This is a genomic window from Haloarchaeobius pelagicus (assembly GCF_051207375.1).
Classification (GTDB): Archaea; Halobacteriota; Halobacteria; order Halobacteriales; family Natrialbaceae; genus Haloarchaeobius.
Genome location: NZ_JBPJZD010000002.1, coordinates 1,071,471 through 1,084,856, shown reverse-complemented (window position 1 = coordinate 1,084,856; position 13,386 = coordinate 1,071,471). Strand labels below are relative to the sequence as shown.

General features: G+C 65.4%; 14 protein-coding genes. 5 read left to right on the top strand and 9 right to left on the bottom strand.

What is annotated here, in order from left to right; translation table 11 throughout:
* The first annotated feature begins 1 nt into the window (after window position 1).
* The gene (locus ACSC1S_RS18075; RefSeq protein WP_435365495.1) at window positions 2–217 is read left to right on the top strand and encodes a DUF7535 family protein; all 216 of its coding nucleotides are present in this window, start codon (window positions 2–4) and stop codon (window positions 215–217) included.
* Between the two features lie 17 nt (window positions 218–234).
* On the opposite strand, the gene ACSC1S_RS18070 is transcribed toward ACSC1S_RS18075, so the two are convergent.
* The 9 genes from ACSC1S_RS18070 to eif1A all read right to left on the bottom strand — a co-directional run bounded on the left by ACSC1S_RS18070 (window position 235) and on the right by eif1A (window position 9,561).
* Window positions 235–1,227 (bottom strand): ornithine cyclodeaminase family protein, encoded by a 993-nt coding sequence (locus ACSC1S_RS18070; protein ID WP_435365494.1) that lies wholly within the window; start codon window positions 1,225–1,227, stop codon window positions 235–237.
* 65 nt (window positions 1,228–1,292) lie between these two features.
* A complete protein-coding gene (locus tag ACSC1S_RS18065) occupies window positions 1,293–2,177 on the bottom strand; it encodes a hypothetical protein (protein ID WP_435365493.1) in 885 nt (294 codons plus the stop codon).
* 103 nt (window positions 2,178–2,280) lie between these two features.
* Entirely contained in the window at window positions 2,281–2,724 is a 444-nt protein-coding gene (locus ACSC1S_RS18060) for a CBS domain-containing protein (RefSeq protein ID WP_435365492.1), read from the bottom strand.
* Window positions 2,725–2,982: 258 nt separating this feature from the next.
* Window positions 2,983–4,671: a thermosome subunit alpha gene (thsA, locus tag ACSC1S_RS18055; protein WP_435320175.1), complete on the bottom strand. Its 1,689-nt coding sequence runs from the start codon at window positions 4,669–4,671 to the stop codon at window positions 2,983–2,985.
* A 227-nt stretch (window positions 4,672–4,898) separates the two neighbouring features.
* Window positions 4,899–5,453, bottom strand: coding sequence for a KH domain-containing protein (locus ACSC1S_RS18050; RefSeq protein WP_435320174.1), 555 nt, complete (start codon window positions 5,451–5,453; stop codon window positions 4,899–4,901).
* A gap of 270 nt (window positions 5,454–5,723) precedes the next feature.
* Entirely contained in the window at window positions 5,724–6,644 is a 921-nt protein-coding gene (locus tag ACSC1S_RS18045; RefSeq protein ID WP_435365491.1) for a winged helix-turn-helix domain-containing protein, read from the bottom strand.
* Between the two features lie 49 nt (window positions 6,645–6,693).
* The gene (locus ACSC1S_RS18040; RefSeq protein WP_435365490.1) at window positions 6,694–7,899 is read right to left on the bottom strand and encodes a tryptophan--tRNA ligase; all 1,206 of its coding nucleotides are present in this window, start codon (window positions 7,897–7,899) and stop codon (window positions 6,694–6,696) included.
* Window positions 7,900–8,110: 211 nt separating this feature from the next.
* A complete protein-coding gene (rio1, locus tag ACSC1S_RS18035; RefSeq protein WP_435365489.1) occupies window positions 8,111–9,010 on the bottom strand; it encodes a serine/threonine-protein kinase Rio1 in 900 nt (299 codons plus the stop codon).
* 260 nt (window positions 9,011–9,270) lie between these two features.
* A complete protein-coding gene (gene eif1A / locus ACSC1S_RS18030; RefSeq protein WP_261649466.1) occupies window positions 9,271–9,561 on the bottom strand; it encodes a translation initiation factor eIF-1A in 291 nt (96 codons plus the stop codon).
* Window positions 9,562–9,714: 153 nt separating this feature from the next.
* On the opposite strand from eif1A, the gene ACSC1S_RS18025 reads away from it, so the two are divergent.
* From ACSC1S_RS18025 to ACSC1S_RS18010, 4 genes are all read left to right on the top strand, one after another.
* Entirely contained in the window at window positions 9,715–9,945 is a 231-nt protein-coding gene (locus ACSC1S_RS18025; RefSeq protein WP_261649464.1) for a DUF7470 family protein, read from the top strand.
* Between the two features lie 49 nt (window positions 9,946–9,994).
* Complete coding sequence (locus ACSC1S_RS18020; RefSeq protein ID WP_435365488.1) at window positions 9,995–10,714, top strand: cytochrome c biogenesis CcdA family protein; 720 nt, start codon at window positions 9,995–9,997, stop codon at window positions 10,712–10,714.
* Between the two features lie 54 nt (window positions 10,715–10,768).
* Entirely contained in the window at window positions 10,769–11,176 is a 408-nt protein-coding gene (locus ACSC1S_RS18015; RefSeq protein ID WP_435365487.1) for an HIT family protein, read from the top strand.
* Between the two features lie 229 nt (window positions 11,177–11,405).
* Window positions 11,406–13,349, top strand: coding sequence for a hypothetical protein (locus tag ACSC1S_RS18010; RefSeq protein WP_435365536.1), 1,944 nt, complete (start codon window positions 11,406–11,408; stop codon window positions 13,347–13,349).
* The last annotated feature ends 37 nt before the right edge of the window (window positions 13,350–13,386 follow it).

Genomic DNA, 13,386 nt, shown 5'->3' with positions numbered 1-13,386 from the left:
TATGGCTACAGCAGAACCGGAGGAACAGCAGCCGTCGACAGCCAAGAAGGCGCTCAGGACGGTGACGAAACTGCCGGGTGGCCACCCCAACGAGGAGATGTCGGCCGTCGGCCTCGTCATGTTCGGGCTGCTTCTGGTCATCATGCTCCCCATCCTCCCGGTCATCGCGCTCGTCTGGCTCGTCGGGAAGGCGCTGGAGTCGGTGCGACCGAAGTAGAAGGGACAGGCAGCCAGTCAGTTCCCGAGGCCGAGCAGGTCGAACGGCGTGCCGTTGTCGTTCTCGTCAGCGTGTTCGTAGACGACGTGGGCCGTCGCCACGTCCTGGATGGCGAGGCCGGTCGAGTCGAAGACCGTCACGCCGTCGTCGGCGGTGCGCCCCTCGATTTTACCGGTGACTATCTGGCCGATCTCGCCGTCGATGTCGTCGTCACCGAGGACGCCCGCGTGGAACGGGACGTTGATCTCACCGGAGTGGGTCGTCTGGTCGTAATCGTCGATTACCAGCTTTGCATTCAGGAGCACCTCGTCGGCGAGTTCGTGCTTCCCCTCGGCGTCGGCACCCATCGCGTTCACGTGGGTGTGCTCGCCGAGGTCCTCGGCGGAGACGATGGGGTCCTCGACCGGCGTCACGGTCGAGAGCACGTCGCAGTGACCGGCCTCCGAGATGGAACCCGCGCGCACGTCGAACTCGTCCTCGTACCGGTCGATGAACTTCTGCACCGCTTCCTCGTTCACGTCGGCGACGACGACCTCCTCGATGTCTCTGACCTGGCTGATGGCGTCGAGCTGTGTGTAGGACTGGACACCTGCCCCGACGATACCCAGCGAGGACGCGTCCTCGACGGCGAGGTGGTCGGTCGCGACCGCGGCGGCTGCCCCGGTCCGTTTCATCGTGAGTTCGGTCCCGTCCATGATGGCCAGCGGGAAGGCGGTCTCGGGGTCGGAGTAGATCATCGTCCCCATGACCGTGGGCAGGTCGTGCTCCTTGGGGTTGTTCGGGTGGACGTTGACCCACTTGATGCCCGCGGCCGCCCAGTCCGCTGCTTGCATGTAGGCGGGCATCGACCGGAAGTCACCGTCGTACTGCGGGAGGTCGATGTAGGATTTGGCCGGCATCTGGGCGTCGCCGCGCTCGTAGGCGGCGAACGCCTCCTCGACGGCACGGATGACGTCGGGCATCTGTGCGTTCTCGTCGACGTCCTCGCTGCTCAGGAGGAGTGTCTGCATTATGCCGCAAATATCGCCGGTGGCCACTTATGTGAATCGGTAACGCGTTCACGCGGTCGCCCGACTCAGCGCTCGTCGAGGGAGACAGTCGCCCCCTCCTGAACTCCGACCGCCTGGAACGACAGGTCGAGCTCGTTGGCGTCCTCGTCGGTGGCGGTCGCCGTGACCTCGGTCTGCCACTCCGTGGTGTCCCCGGCCTGAAGCTCGCGGTCGACGAACGTCGTCTCGGTACCGTTCAGTGCCCCGCGGAAGGTCCCGGCGGCGTCGGACGTGTTCGAGACGGTCGCCGAGACGGTGATCGCGTCTCCCGGCGACGCGGATTCGGGAGCCGAGAACTCGGAGACCTCGTACGTCGGGACCGGGGCCGATAGCTGCCCACGAACCGATTCGGGGAGCTGCGTTCGCGCGGTCTCCTCGCCGACGGAGAGGGCGATTCGGTGGTACGTCTGCAGCGGCGCGGGGACGGTGAAACCGACCCAGCCGGTGCCACGCTCCGGGTCGTACGGTTCCGCTCCTGTCGGGGGACGTGCCGGTGTGACACCCTCGTAGTCGGTCCACGCGGAGCCAGCGGTCTCGGCCGATTCCATCCCGAGGTCCTCGAGCGACGGTGCCGTCGTCCCGGTCGACTCGACCGTGACGAAGACGAAGCGCGTGCCCTCGACGGCCATCACGCCACCCGCGTCCGCCGCGAGTCGGGTGAAGTAGGAGTCCTGGACGACCGGGTTCGACAGGCTGACCGTCACGTCGCCGGCCTGGAGCGCCTGGTCGAAGGGCTGTGCGTCCGGGGCGTCGATCTCCGTCGTTCCGGTCTCGCCCCCCTGCGTGACGGTGCCCGGCGCTGTCCCCGTCGGGTCCGCGTCGCCCCGGGGCTTCGAGTTCCCCGAACAGCCTGCGGTTGCGGTCGCGAGCGCGCTACCAACTGCGGTGAGATATGAACGGCGGCTGAACACGTCTTCCACAACCAAGACCGCCGTTAAATGCTTTGTACTTCTCGAATCTACGGGTTTCGATAGTTTCTCGGTTCCGTGATAGTCTCCCGTCCCGGGCGGTCGGTCAGCCGTCCGAGGGACGCCAGTCGGGCCGCCTGGCCCGGACGCGTCGCGCCGCCTTCACCGCCTCGGAGTGGTGCATCGCGACGTCCGTCGGCGTGACCACCCCGACGACCCGCATCTGGTGGGTGACCACGAGGTGCTTGACCCGCTTTCGCCGCATCGTCTCCAGGGCGTCCTCGACGCTTGTGTCGGGCGGCACCGTGACGACCGGACTGCTCATCTCGGCTGCGACTCGCAGCGACGACAGCGGCGCGTCGGTGCGATAGCTGGCCTGCAACACGTCGGTGTCGGTGACGATACCGCACTTGTACGACCGTGTCTCGCCGGTTCGCATGACGACGGCGCTCCCCACGTCGTGGCGGAGGAACTGGTCGACCGCCTCGCGGAGGGTGGCGTCCTCCGCGACCGTCACCACGTCCTCGGCCATCACCTCGCGGACCTGCATGCCCCCAGTACTCGCGGGGAGGAGCAAGAGTGTCGTGGCCGCCCAGGGAGAGTGCTGCAGCTATCGAATCGGCGTCGAAAGAAATGCGTTGGTCAACTGGCGGTGCAGGGGTCGGGTGGGGGAAGGGGGGAACGTCTGGGGGCGTGTCTCGCGGGCTTCGCCCGCTCGACTTCCCGAGGCGGCTGTAAGCCGCCTCGCTTACATCGGCGTCGTCGGACTACCGTCCGACGGCTTATGGAAATCTGTCTCCGACAGATTTCACATAGCGCCGCCCATACCGCCCATACCGCCCATGCCGCCCATACCGCCGCCCATGCCGCCGGCCGGCGGGCCGCCTGCGTCGCCACCGTCGTCGGGGTCGATCTGGCCACCGGAGAGGTCGCCTGCGGCGATGACGTCGTCGATGCGCAGGAGCATGACGGCTGCCTCGGTCGCGGACTCGATAGCCTGGCTCTTCACGCGGAGCGGCTCGACGACGCCTTCCGCTTCCATGTCGATGACGTCGCCGGTGTAGGCGTCGAGACCGGCAGCGTACTCGCCAGCGTCGTGGCGCGAGCGGAGTTCGACGAGGCTGTCGATGGAGTCGAGACCCGCGTTCTCGGCGAGGGTGCGCGGGATGACTTCCAGTGCGTCGGCGAAGGCTTCGACGGCGAGCTGCTCGCGGCCGCCGACGGAGTCGGCGAAGTCACGGAGTGCGAGCGCGAGCTCGACCTCGGGTGCGCCGCCGCCGGGGAGGACGGTGCCGTCCTCGATGGTCGTGCGGACCACGCCGAGCGAGTCGTCGATTGCGCGCTCGACCTCGTCGACGACGTGCTCGGTGCCGCCGCGGAGGAGGAGCGTGACGGACTTGGCGTCCTCGACGTCCTCGATGAGGATCTGCTCGGAGCCGCCGACGTCCTGCTGGCTGATGTTGCCGGCGAAGCCGAGGTCGTCGGCCTCGATGTCGTCGACGCTGGAGACGACGCGAGCGCCCGTGGCACGGGCGATGCGCTTCGCGTCGGAGTCCTTGACACGGCGGACGGCCAGGATGCCTTCCTTGGCGAGGTAGTGCTGGGCCATGTCGTCGATACCGTCGCCCACGAAGACGGCGTCAGCGCCGGCCTCGACGAGCTTGTCGACCATCTCCTTCAGCTGCTTCTCTTCCTGGTCGAGGAACTGCTGGAGCTGGTCGGGGTCGGTGACGTTGACCTCGGCGTCGATCTCGGTCTCGCGCACTTCGAGGGCGTCGTCGAGGACGGCGACGTTGGCGTCCTCGACGAAGAAGGGCATGTTGTCGTGGGCGCGCGTCTTGTCGAGGAGGACGCCGTCGACGAGTTCGGAGTTCTCGATGGAGCCGCCGACGATCTTCTCGATCTTGATGTTCTCGGCGTCGATGCCGTCCTCGTCCTGCACGGCGAGGACCGCGTCGACGACGAGCTCTGCGAGGGTGTCCTTCGCGGACTCCGCGCCCTTGCCGGTCATCGCAGTCGCGGCGATCTTCTCGAGGTACTCGCGGTCGTCCGCGTCGACGTGGATCGCGGCGTCGTTGAGGACCTCCTTGGCCTTCTCTGCGGCCTGGCGGTACCCGTTCGCGATGGTCGTCGCGTGGACGTCCTGCTCGATGAGGTTCTCGGCCTTCTTCAGGAGTTCACCGGAGATGACGACGGCGGAGGTAGTGCCGTCACCGACCTCGTCCTCCTGCGTCTGGGCGACCTCGACGATCATGTTGGCCGCCGGGTGCTCGATGTCCATCTCTTTGAGGATGGTGACACCGTCGTTCGTGACGACGACCTCGCCCGTCGAGTCGACGAGCATCTTGTCCATCCCTTTCGGACCGAGTGTGGTCCGTACGGCCTCGGCGACGGCCTTGCCGGCCGTGATGTTCATCGACTGCGCGTCACGTCCGGACGTTCGCTGGCTGTCCTCCGAGAGAACGATAAGGGGCTGACCGCCCATCTGTTGTGCCATAGTCACTCGATTGATTGAATGGCATTCTACATAAAGCTTTCTGTGGTGGTTCCCATAGCCGCGTCAGGACCCCGATAGGAGCCGTGTGGGACAGAGACACACACCACGTTTATATACTACCGGTGGACAGTGCCGAACCCGCCCGAAATCAGGCGATGCGTCTCGGCAGGTGACGAACAGGACCGGGAAAATGGCGTGCAGTCGTGCGGTTTTGCCGGTTCTCGGGCTCAGGTTCCACCGGGGTAGCGGTGGAAGTTCATGCCCTTGCGCTTCAGTTCGTTGTGCTTGCGTTCGAGGAACGAGTACACCGAACCGTGTGGGGCCCCGTCGAGGATGCGTTCGGCGGCTTCCCGGACGATCTGGACCTGTTCAGGTCCACCGATGACCCCCATCGTCGAGCCGTAGATGACGACGCTGGAGCCGGTGAGTTCCTCCATCAATTCTCGGGTCCGGCCGTTCTCGCCGATGAGCCGGCCCTTCTTTCGCTTCAGGTCTCGCTTGTTCCGCGCTGCGGCGTCGATGTCGATGAGGTCGAACATGCGCATCTCGTCGTCGAGCAACGAGAGCGCATCCTCGGGCGGGAAGCCACGGCCGATGGCCTGGACGATGTCCGGGCCTTTCAGCGCGTCGATAGGGTCACCCACCTGCTCGATTGCGACGGAGCCGTTATCGGAGTCGATGTCGAGTCTGACACCGGCACGGTTCTCGATCCGTCGCATCGTCTCGCCGCCTTCACCGATGAGCACGCCGATGCGGTCCTGCGGAATCTTCACGTGCTGCATGGGCGACGGTATGTCTCCCGACCGTTTAAGACTTCGGCAGTCGCGGTACCGTGTCTCTGGCCCGCACGACGGCACTGGCCGCCGACTCGCCCGCTGCCGGTCACTCGACCGCCAGCGTCTCCACCTCCCCGACCGCGGGGAGCCGCCGCAGCGACGGAATGTGTCATACCAGTCGGGACGGCGAACGACGGAATAAATATACGCAGAATTACACTTCTGTTCGCTGCCGGGCAGAAACGAGGTTCTGTCTTGTCGCAGATAGGCTCCGGGTCAGGCTCGTGCCTGCTCGACGGGCAGTCGTTCCTCCTCGACGAGGGTCAGCCGGTCGTCCACCGTCAGGCGCACCGTCTCGTCGTCGAGCGTGATGTCGAACGAGACGACGAGCGGGTCCTCGGAGACGACGGTGACCTCATCGAGCAGCCAGCCGAGCGCCCACGACGGTTCGTCGCGGAGGTCGAGTCCGTGGTCGTAGTAGAACGAGATGACAGCCGGGTGGCGAGTCATCGCCTCGGTGACGGTCACGAAGACCGCTGCACCACAGCGCTCACACTCGTACCGGACCAGTACCTCGTTCTCGTCGGCCGCGTCGAGCGCGGTCCCACCGCCGATGGACACCTCGAACCCGGTCGGACCCTGACAGAGCATGCAGAAACCCGCCGCGACCTGGTCGACCTGCGACCGGATCCACCGGTCGAACACGGCGGGTGTCTCCGCGAGGTCGACCTCGGAGAACACGCCCGCCGGGACGTTCGACTGGGTGGTGAAGTTGTCGCACTCGGTGCACGAGAGGTTCGCACGCTCGTGCTCGTAGGCCAGCTCGAGCGCGCCACCACACCGGATACACTCGCCATCGACCGGAACCGGGTCGTCGAAACCGGCCTGCTGGTACGCCCCCGAGAGGATGGCCCCGACGACCGAGACACCAGCGAACCGGAGTGTGTACCCACCCTCGCTGTCGTCGTCCTCGTCGGGTTCGACCTTCCGGACGAAGGTGTCGGTGAGCTTCATCAGGTGGTAGTTGAACTGTCCGGAGTCACGCATCCCGACGCGTTCACGGAGCTCCGAGAACGGGACCGGCCCCTCGGTCGCGCTCGTCCAGAGCTCGCGCAGGATGGCCACCCGTGTCTCGTTTCCCAGGAGCGCGAACGCCGCCCCGTGGGAGACGTCCGCATCGGATTCCCTCGCTTCCATGACATCTATCAGGCGACCGGGTGATATCTAGATTTCGTGTCAGTCCGGCTCAGAGTCCCCCGATTCCGACCGCCTCCAGTGCGGTCCGTTTCGCCCCCGCGTCCAGCCGATACGCCGGCAGTTCCTCCTCGAGGGGGCCCAGTGCGGCCTTCCGGTCCTGGTGTGCCGTGAGGAACTCGCTGATGCGCTCGGCGGCCCGTTCTTTCAGCTCGCCGCTGAGGAGTTCGCCAGCCCGGTATTCTTGGGCGAGTCGTTCGACCTCGGCGTCGTCCGGCTCGAAGAAGAACCGGAGCAGCTGGAACGGTACGTCGACCGCCGGGTCGCCGCCGTGTTCGCGGTGTTCGGCCAGACTCGACCGGCCACCCGAGAAGGCGTGGGTCAACACGGTGTCGCGGACCGTCTCGGGGTCGTCGTCGAGGGTGATGCTCGGCACGTCGGCGCTGCTCGACATCTTGCCCGGCCCCGAGAGGTCCGGCAGGAATTTACCCAGGAGCGCGCCCGGTTTCCGTACTGGAAAGCGCTGTTTGGCGGCCACGTCCCGGCACACCCGGATGTGCGGGTCCTGGTCGACCGCGACCGGCACCAGCGTCGGGTGTGCGCCGTGGACGAGCTGGGGAAGCAGTAGATGGGCGGTCTGGACCGCCGGGTAGAACGAGAGGCCGACGTTCTCCGGGTCGCCGTAGGTCGCATCGACCGTCGCCTGCGTGAGGTGCTTCGCGAACGCGCTCGCGAGGGGATACACCACGTCGGCGTCGGCCGTGTCGACGACGATCGTCGTCAGGTCGGGGTCGAACCCGACCGCGAGGAGGTCCCGCAGGTTCTGTCGCGTGTACTCGCCGATTTCTGGATACGTGAGATCCTTCGAGTAGTACTTCTCGTCGTCCGACAGCGGGATGTAGACGTGTGCGCCCGTGGCCTCCTGGAGTCGCTTCGCGAGGTAGAACACGAGCACGTGCCCGATGTGCATCGGCCCCGACGGGCCGATACCGGTGACGATGCTGTGGGGCTCGTCGTTCTCGGCGGCGTCGAGGTACGGGTCGACGTCCCGGCCGGCGTAGTAGATGCCCCGCCGGAGCATCGGGTGGTCGGGGAACCGCGCCACCTGCTCGGGGGTGAGGCGGTCCGCACCGAACTGCTCGAGCAGGCGGTCGTAGTCGACCGTCCCGGAGACGGCGTATGGCGTGACGGTGAAGTCGTCGTGTTGGCTGTCGGTCGTGGCGGGCGGTGCGTCTGTCGTGTCGTCGTGATGTGTCATCGTGATATGCGTGAGACTGGCGGCTGGCGAGCAGTGCGTAGAGAGAACGAAGGGAGCACCGCGCCGCCGCCGACCCGGTTACGCCACGCCGACGCCGCACGCGATACTGTCCGCTCCCGAGAACGTGTGCCACCGCCAGCAGGGAGCGGACTGCATGGGAGAAGGTATCCACTTCTGTCGTTTAGCCGTTTCGCTCTCGTGGGAACCCGGGCTACTCCTCGTCGTCGTCGGCCCAGTCGCCCTGCTCGACCACGAAGTCGTACAGGTCGTCGCCGGTCACGTCGACACCCTGGCGCGCGAAGAAGTTCGCGACGTTCCGGCAGTCGCGTTCGAGGAAGTCCCGGGCGTTCGGGTGGTGGACCGTCACGGCCTGCCCGAGGTCGATGACGACCAGTTCGCCCTCGTGGATGACCATGTTGTACTCCGAGAGGTCGCCGTGGACCAGCCCGGACCGGTGCAGCCGCCGCATGTACTCGCGGACGACCTCGTACGCCGTGTGGGGGTTCTCGACGTTGACCTCGGCGAGCCGTTTCGCCCGCCCGTCCTCCTCACCGATGTACTCCATCACGAGCAGGTTTCGCTCGACCGCCAGCGGCTGTGGCACCCTGACGCCCGCCTTCTGGGCGCGTTCGAGGTTCGCATACTCCTTGCGCACCCACGCGAGCACGACCTGTGACTTCTTCGAGCCGATGCCCTCGAAGCGCGGGTCCCCGGTCAGGTAGTCCCGCATGTCCCGGAAGTCGGAGGCGTTGATGCGGTACGCCTTGATGGCCACCTCCGGGTTCTCCTCGACCAGCGCCTCGGCAGAGCGGTCCCCACCGAGTGCGGTATACACGTTCGCCTCCTTCCCCGTCGAGATGGGTCCCCCGATCGCGTCGACCCAGCCGTCCTGGACCAGCTTGTACAGGGCGGCATAGGTCGCGTCGTCGAACACCGACGCTTCGACCTTGAACTGGTCGGCGTCCTTGATGCGTTTCCGGAACTGACTGAACTTTCGGTCTCGTTTCCGTGCGATACGGTCGGCTTCCGTGTCGGAGACGTCGATCTCCTCCCACTCGTCGCCGGGCGTCTCGACGGCCTCGGGCTCCACCAGTCCGTACTCCTCTGTCATCTAGTCCAATCCATGTGGTGTAGCGGTATCAGCCTTGGTATCGCCGGGTGGGAGAGATGAGGGCGTGAAGCGGTGCGTTCCTCTTTCATCCGGAAGAGGACAGTGGTCGGTTCTGGACCAGGGCGGGCCCAGGGTTCTGGAGTTCCGAGCGCTGGGACTGTGGATTGGCGATTCACTCGGGCCGATGGCGAGAGAAACCGCCCGAACACCACACCAGCCGCTAGCGAACCGAGCACACAGAAACGAAGACGACTGCGGCGTTACTGAATGTGGCCTTCCTGGCGGAGCTGGTCGGCGTCCTGTTTCTCGTAGCGCCAGGTGATGTCTGCCTTCTCGTCCTGCCAGTCCCACGGGCTCACGAGGACCACGTCGTCCTCGCGAATCCATACGCGCTTTTGCATCTTGCCCGGAATCCGGGCTGTGCGCTCGACGCCGTCGGCACAGCGGACTCTGACACGGTTCGCGCCGAGCATGTTCGTCACCGTCGCGAACACCTCGTCGTCGTCTGGCATACGAAGGTTACGTCGACCGCCGCCCTCGTTGTCACTCATACGTGGTGCTTGGTGGCCGACGTTTTTAACTTTTTCAAGCCCGCTCGCCGGGGTTCGAGCGCAGTGGCACGGGCCCGCGACCGCGCGACTGGTCACGCCAGCCAGCACACACGAACCATGCCGTTTAATCCCGTGGCCCCGCGACGGGAGACCATGGCAGCAGATTCGTCCCAGTCCAGCGCGTTCGGCGGCAAGTTCGGAAAGATGCTCGGCCTCTACGGTGGCCTCGGCGGTATCCTGATGCTCGTGGGCATCGGCGTGGTCGCGCTCGGGAACCCCATCGTCGCGGCCGGGCTCGCCGTCTTCGTCCTCGGGATGGCGCTCTTCGTCAAGGCGCTCGTGAGCAGCATGCTCTCGATGGTCGGCATGGGCGGCATGTTCTGAGCACGCCAGACCGCCCGAGCTATATATCGGACCACAGCCTCGAATCGACATGGACTTCCTCGCCGCGTCCTGGCTCTGGTACGCGTTCACCCTCGGCGCAGGAGCCTTCTTCGCGCCGTGTGCGTTCCCCCTGTTACCAGGATACGTCTCCTACTACGTCGGAACCAGCGCGAGCGAGAGCGAGACCCTCGACGGGTCCGTCTCGGCGGCGACCGTCGGCCGGGCGGTCGGCGTCGCCCTGCTCGTCAGTGTGGGCTTCTTCGCGGTGTACGGCGTCCTCGGCGGGGTTGTGGTCGCCCTCGGCACGCGGTACCTCCAGCACATCGCGATTCTGGAACTCGTCGTCGGGGTGCTGCTGATACTGCTCGGCGTGGCGATGGCGCTGGGGCTGAAACTCAGCCTCCGCCAGGTCGTCCTCCCGGAACGGAACCGGTCCGCGAGGGGCTACGTCGCCTTCGGCGTGGTGTACGCCGCGGCCGCCGCGGGCTGTACCGCACCCCTCTTCTTCAGCGTCGTCCTCGGCGCGCTGACGACGAATCCCGGTGCCGGGGTCGCCCGGCTGGTGGCCTACGCGGCCGGGATGAGCGTCCTGATGATACTCCTGACCGTCGCAACCGCGCTCGGGAGGGACGTGTTCGTCCGCAAACTCACCCGGAACACCGGACGCATCACCCGCGCTGCCGGGGTCTTGCTCGTGGGCGCTGGCGTCTACCAGATTTACCTCTTCTTCGTGGAGTTCGAGGGTGCGACACTGCTCGGGCTGGCGTGAGAACATACCACACACCAGGGGAACGACTACCCCCACCACGGCCGACGCCCCGGTATGGACTGTATCTTCTGTGATATCGTCGCGGGCGACGCCGACGCCCTCGTCCTCGACGAGACCGACGAGACGCTCGCGTTCGCGCCCCTCGACCCCGTCTCCGAGGGACACCTGCTGGTCGTTCCGAAAGCGCACCACGAGAACCTGTTCGACATCTCCGAGGAGGCACTCCGGGCGGTCACCGACCACGCGAGGGACATCGCGACCCGCCTCGAAAAGCACGGCTTCGATGGCGTGAACCTGCTGCACGACACTGGCGTACAGCAGTCGGTGTCGCACTTCCACCTGCACGTCGCACCCCGTCGCGCGGACGACGGGCTGGACTGCTGGCCCGATAGCGGCTACGAGTCACAGGGGACGGAAGGGGACTACGCGGCGGTTCGTGAGGCGCTCGGTGGTGACAGGTAACGTTGAATGGTCTTGTTGAAACCCTCAACCGGTGATATATTTCAGCAATTCTGCTGAATACAGGGCGCGAATTTCGCACACTGATAATTCGCACCGAGCTACTTCCATCGCTCTGTATCGTTCCGAGCCGGGCAAACGCAGAAACCACCGAGTATGAACCGTCATTCGTGAGAATACGATGGTAAGTGTACCCTTCTTTATATACTCACGAAGCATTCATGTGACAGACATGAACAGCCAACCAAACACCAAGAACGATCAGACCGAGCGACGTGTTTCCGAGGGAGTAACGACGAGACGGGCGGTGCTCGCCGCCGGTGGAGCGGTCGCACTCGGGTCGCTCGCGGGGTGTACCGCGCTCGAAGGACTTATCGACCGCGGTGCGGAGGAACTGGTCGGGACGACGGCGTCCTCGCCGGCGGCGTTCTACCCCGGACGGGCACCGTCGGACATTTCCCCTCAGCTCATCGGAGCAATCGGATTCAACGAAGCGTCGAACGTTTTCTACTCCATCGCCTCCATGCAAGCAGTTGATGAGCCCCAATTCTTCCGCTCTGGCCCCACGACCGCCAAGCGAGTGCCGTTGACCATTCAGACCAACGGCCAGGAGTTTGCCCTCGAAGGCTGGTCGATACAGTCGACCACGGAGGCCCAAGACTACAACTCCGTGCGGTCGAATAAACCAGGCAGCGAGTGGTGGGGCGGCCCGGACGACGATAGCGATGATGACGGCATCGGCGACACGTTCGTCGCGATTCAGGACATCGAACTGGAGCTGCTGGGTCACCTCGTGACCGCGATGGCAGCCGTGGAGGCACGTGATGAGTCAGGGGCCAACCCCACGCTCGAGGCGTTCACCAACGCCAGCACGAAGGCCCTGAAGAAGGGCGACCGACTCAGCAGGTGTGAATCCACCGTCTGTGGCACAATCCGTGAGAACATGGCGGCCGCCGAGGAGCGCGCCCAGAGCGCACGGGACGCCGTAGGCGACGGTGACTGGACGGTGGCAGCGAGCGAACTTGCCGCCGCCGAAGTGCTCGTCCTCGGCGACATCGAACGCCTCGATGACGAACTCGGAGAGAGTCGCCCGTCGCGCCCACGATTCAGCGACCTCATCGCGTACATGCGAGACGAACCGACCATCGGCGAGCGGTTCACCGTGTGTCTCCCCGACTCCACACTCCCCGGCGACCGTGGCTCACTAGCTGAGGAGCTGACGCTGGATCGGATACTGGCGTACTTCGCCCCGTCACGCGAATCGGACGGTGTACACGCACCATTCAACGACCAGTACGGTGGCCAGGGAATCTCCTACGACGACGAGGGCTGCGTTCAGCTCAACGGCCCCATCTCGCTCCACGAGGACATCGCCTGTCAGAACATCCTCTCTGCGGAACTGGACACCTACACCACCGCCAACCGGCGCATCGTCGGCTTCAGCACCGAGGGCGGCGCTGTCGCCAGTGCCAGTACCGTGCCAGTAGCGATGGACAAGGGGCTTCGCTTTTCCGTTGCCTCCGTCGCGCCTGGCAACGACGGCATAGGGGAAATCATCCTGGGCGAAGACAGAGACATGCAGATGACGGAGAGCGCTGACGGCACCATCTCCGTAACACCGACGCTGGTCTGCCCTGTCACTGTGACGCCCGCGGACAGCCCATGCCCGCTGCCAGGGCTGTTCTACGTCCGGCGAATCCACCACGACGACCAACTCATCTACGCCGGCGGATGGGTACTCGACGAAGGCGCCCTATACGAGGACTCGGTGACGCTCCTGTTCGACGAAGGCCCGAATGAAATTGCGAGCGTAACCCCAGAAGACATCAAGACTAACGACTACGACAACCGCATCCGCGAGCAGTTCGCCCGCGACCGGAGCGAGTACGGCTCGGGGATAATCGCTCACGACATGGACGACGATGGCGATGAGATTCCAACGGCGCTACAGACCGATGAGGGACGGAAAGGACTCAATGCCGTGAATGTCAAAGTCCTCGGCGAACAGGGCGACGGGGATACGGACGACGACGGGCTTTCCGACGGAGAACAGTTCCGTGGGAGTGTCACCGCACTGGACGCACCGCTCGTCCACCTCGATGGACGAATCGAGACAGGAACAGGCAACAGTGGCGAGGAGGTCGACATACTCGGTATGGGTGAGGAAAAACTATAAGTTGAGCAGTCGCCGTTCCGGGCAGTGTGACCCGTCG

Excerpts from the sequence above, each read along its gene's own strand:
- rio1 (WP_435365489.1), bottom strand. The coding sequence starts at position 9,010 with ATGACAGAGGAGTACGGACTGGTGGAGCCCGAGGCCGTCGAGACGCCC.
- ACSC1S_RS18010 (WP_435365536.1), top strand. The coding sequence starts at position 11,406 with ATGAACAGCCAACCAAACACCAAGAACGATCAGACCGAGCGACGTGTT.
- eif1A (WP_261649466.1), bottom strand. The coding sequence starts at position 9,561 with ATGAGTGACAACGAGGGCGGCGGTCGACGTAACCTTCGTATGCCAGAC.
- ACSC1S_RS18075 (WP_435365495.1), top strand. The coding sequence starts at position 2 with ATGGCTACAGCAGAACCGGAGGAACAGCAGCCGTCGACAGCCAAGAAG.
- ACSC1S_RS18015 (WP_435365487.1), top strand. The coding sequence starts at position 10,769 with ATGGACTGTATCTTCTGTGATATCGTCGCGGGCGACGCCGACGCCCTC.
- ACSC1S_RS18025 (WP_261649464.1), top strand. The coding sequence starts at position 9,715 with ATGGCAGCAGATTCGTCCCAGTCCAGCGCGTTCGGCGGCAAGTTCGGA.
- ACSC1S_RS18045 (WP_435365491.1), bottom strand. The coding sequence starts at position 6,644 with ATGGAAGCGAGGGAATCCGATGCGGACGTCTCCCACGGGGCGGCGTTC.
- ACSC1S_RS18050 (WP_435320174.1), bottom strand. The coding sequence starts at position 5,453 with ATGCAGCACGTGAAGATTCCGCAGGACCGCATCGGCGTGCTCATCGGT.
- thsA (WP_435320175.1), bottom strand. The coding sequence starts at position 4,671 with ATGGCACAACAGATGGGCGGTCAGCCCCTTATCGTTCTCTCGGAGGAC.
- ACSC1S_RS18020 (WP_435365488.1), top strand. The coding sequence starts at position 9,995 with ATGGACTTCCTCGCCGCGTCCTGGCTCTGGTACGCGTTCACCCTCGGC.
- ACSC1S_RS18060 (WP_435365492.1), bottom strand. The coding sequence starts at position 2,724 with ATGCAGGTCCGCGAGGTGATGGCCGAGGACGTGGTGACGGTCGCGGAG.
- ACSC1S_RS18070 (WP_435365494.1), bottom strand. The coding sequence starts at position 1,227 with ATGCAGACACTCCTCCTGAGCAGCGAGGACGTCGACGAGAACGCACAG.
- ACSC1S_RS18040 (WP_435365490.1), bottom strand. The coding sequence starts at position 7,899 with ATGACACATCACGACGACACGACAGACGCACCGCCCGCCACGACCGAC.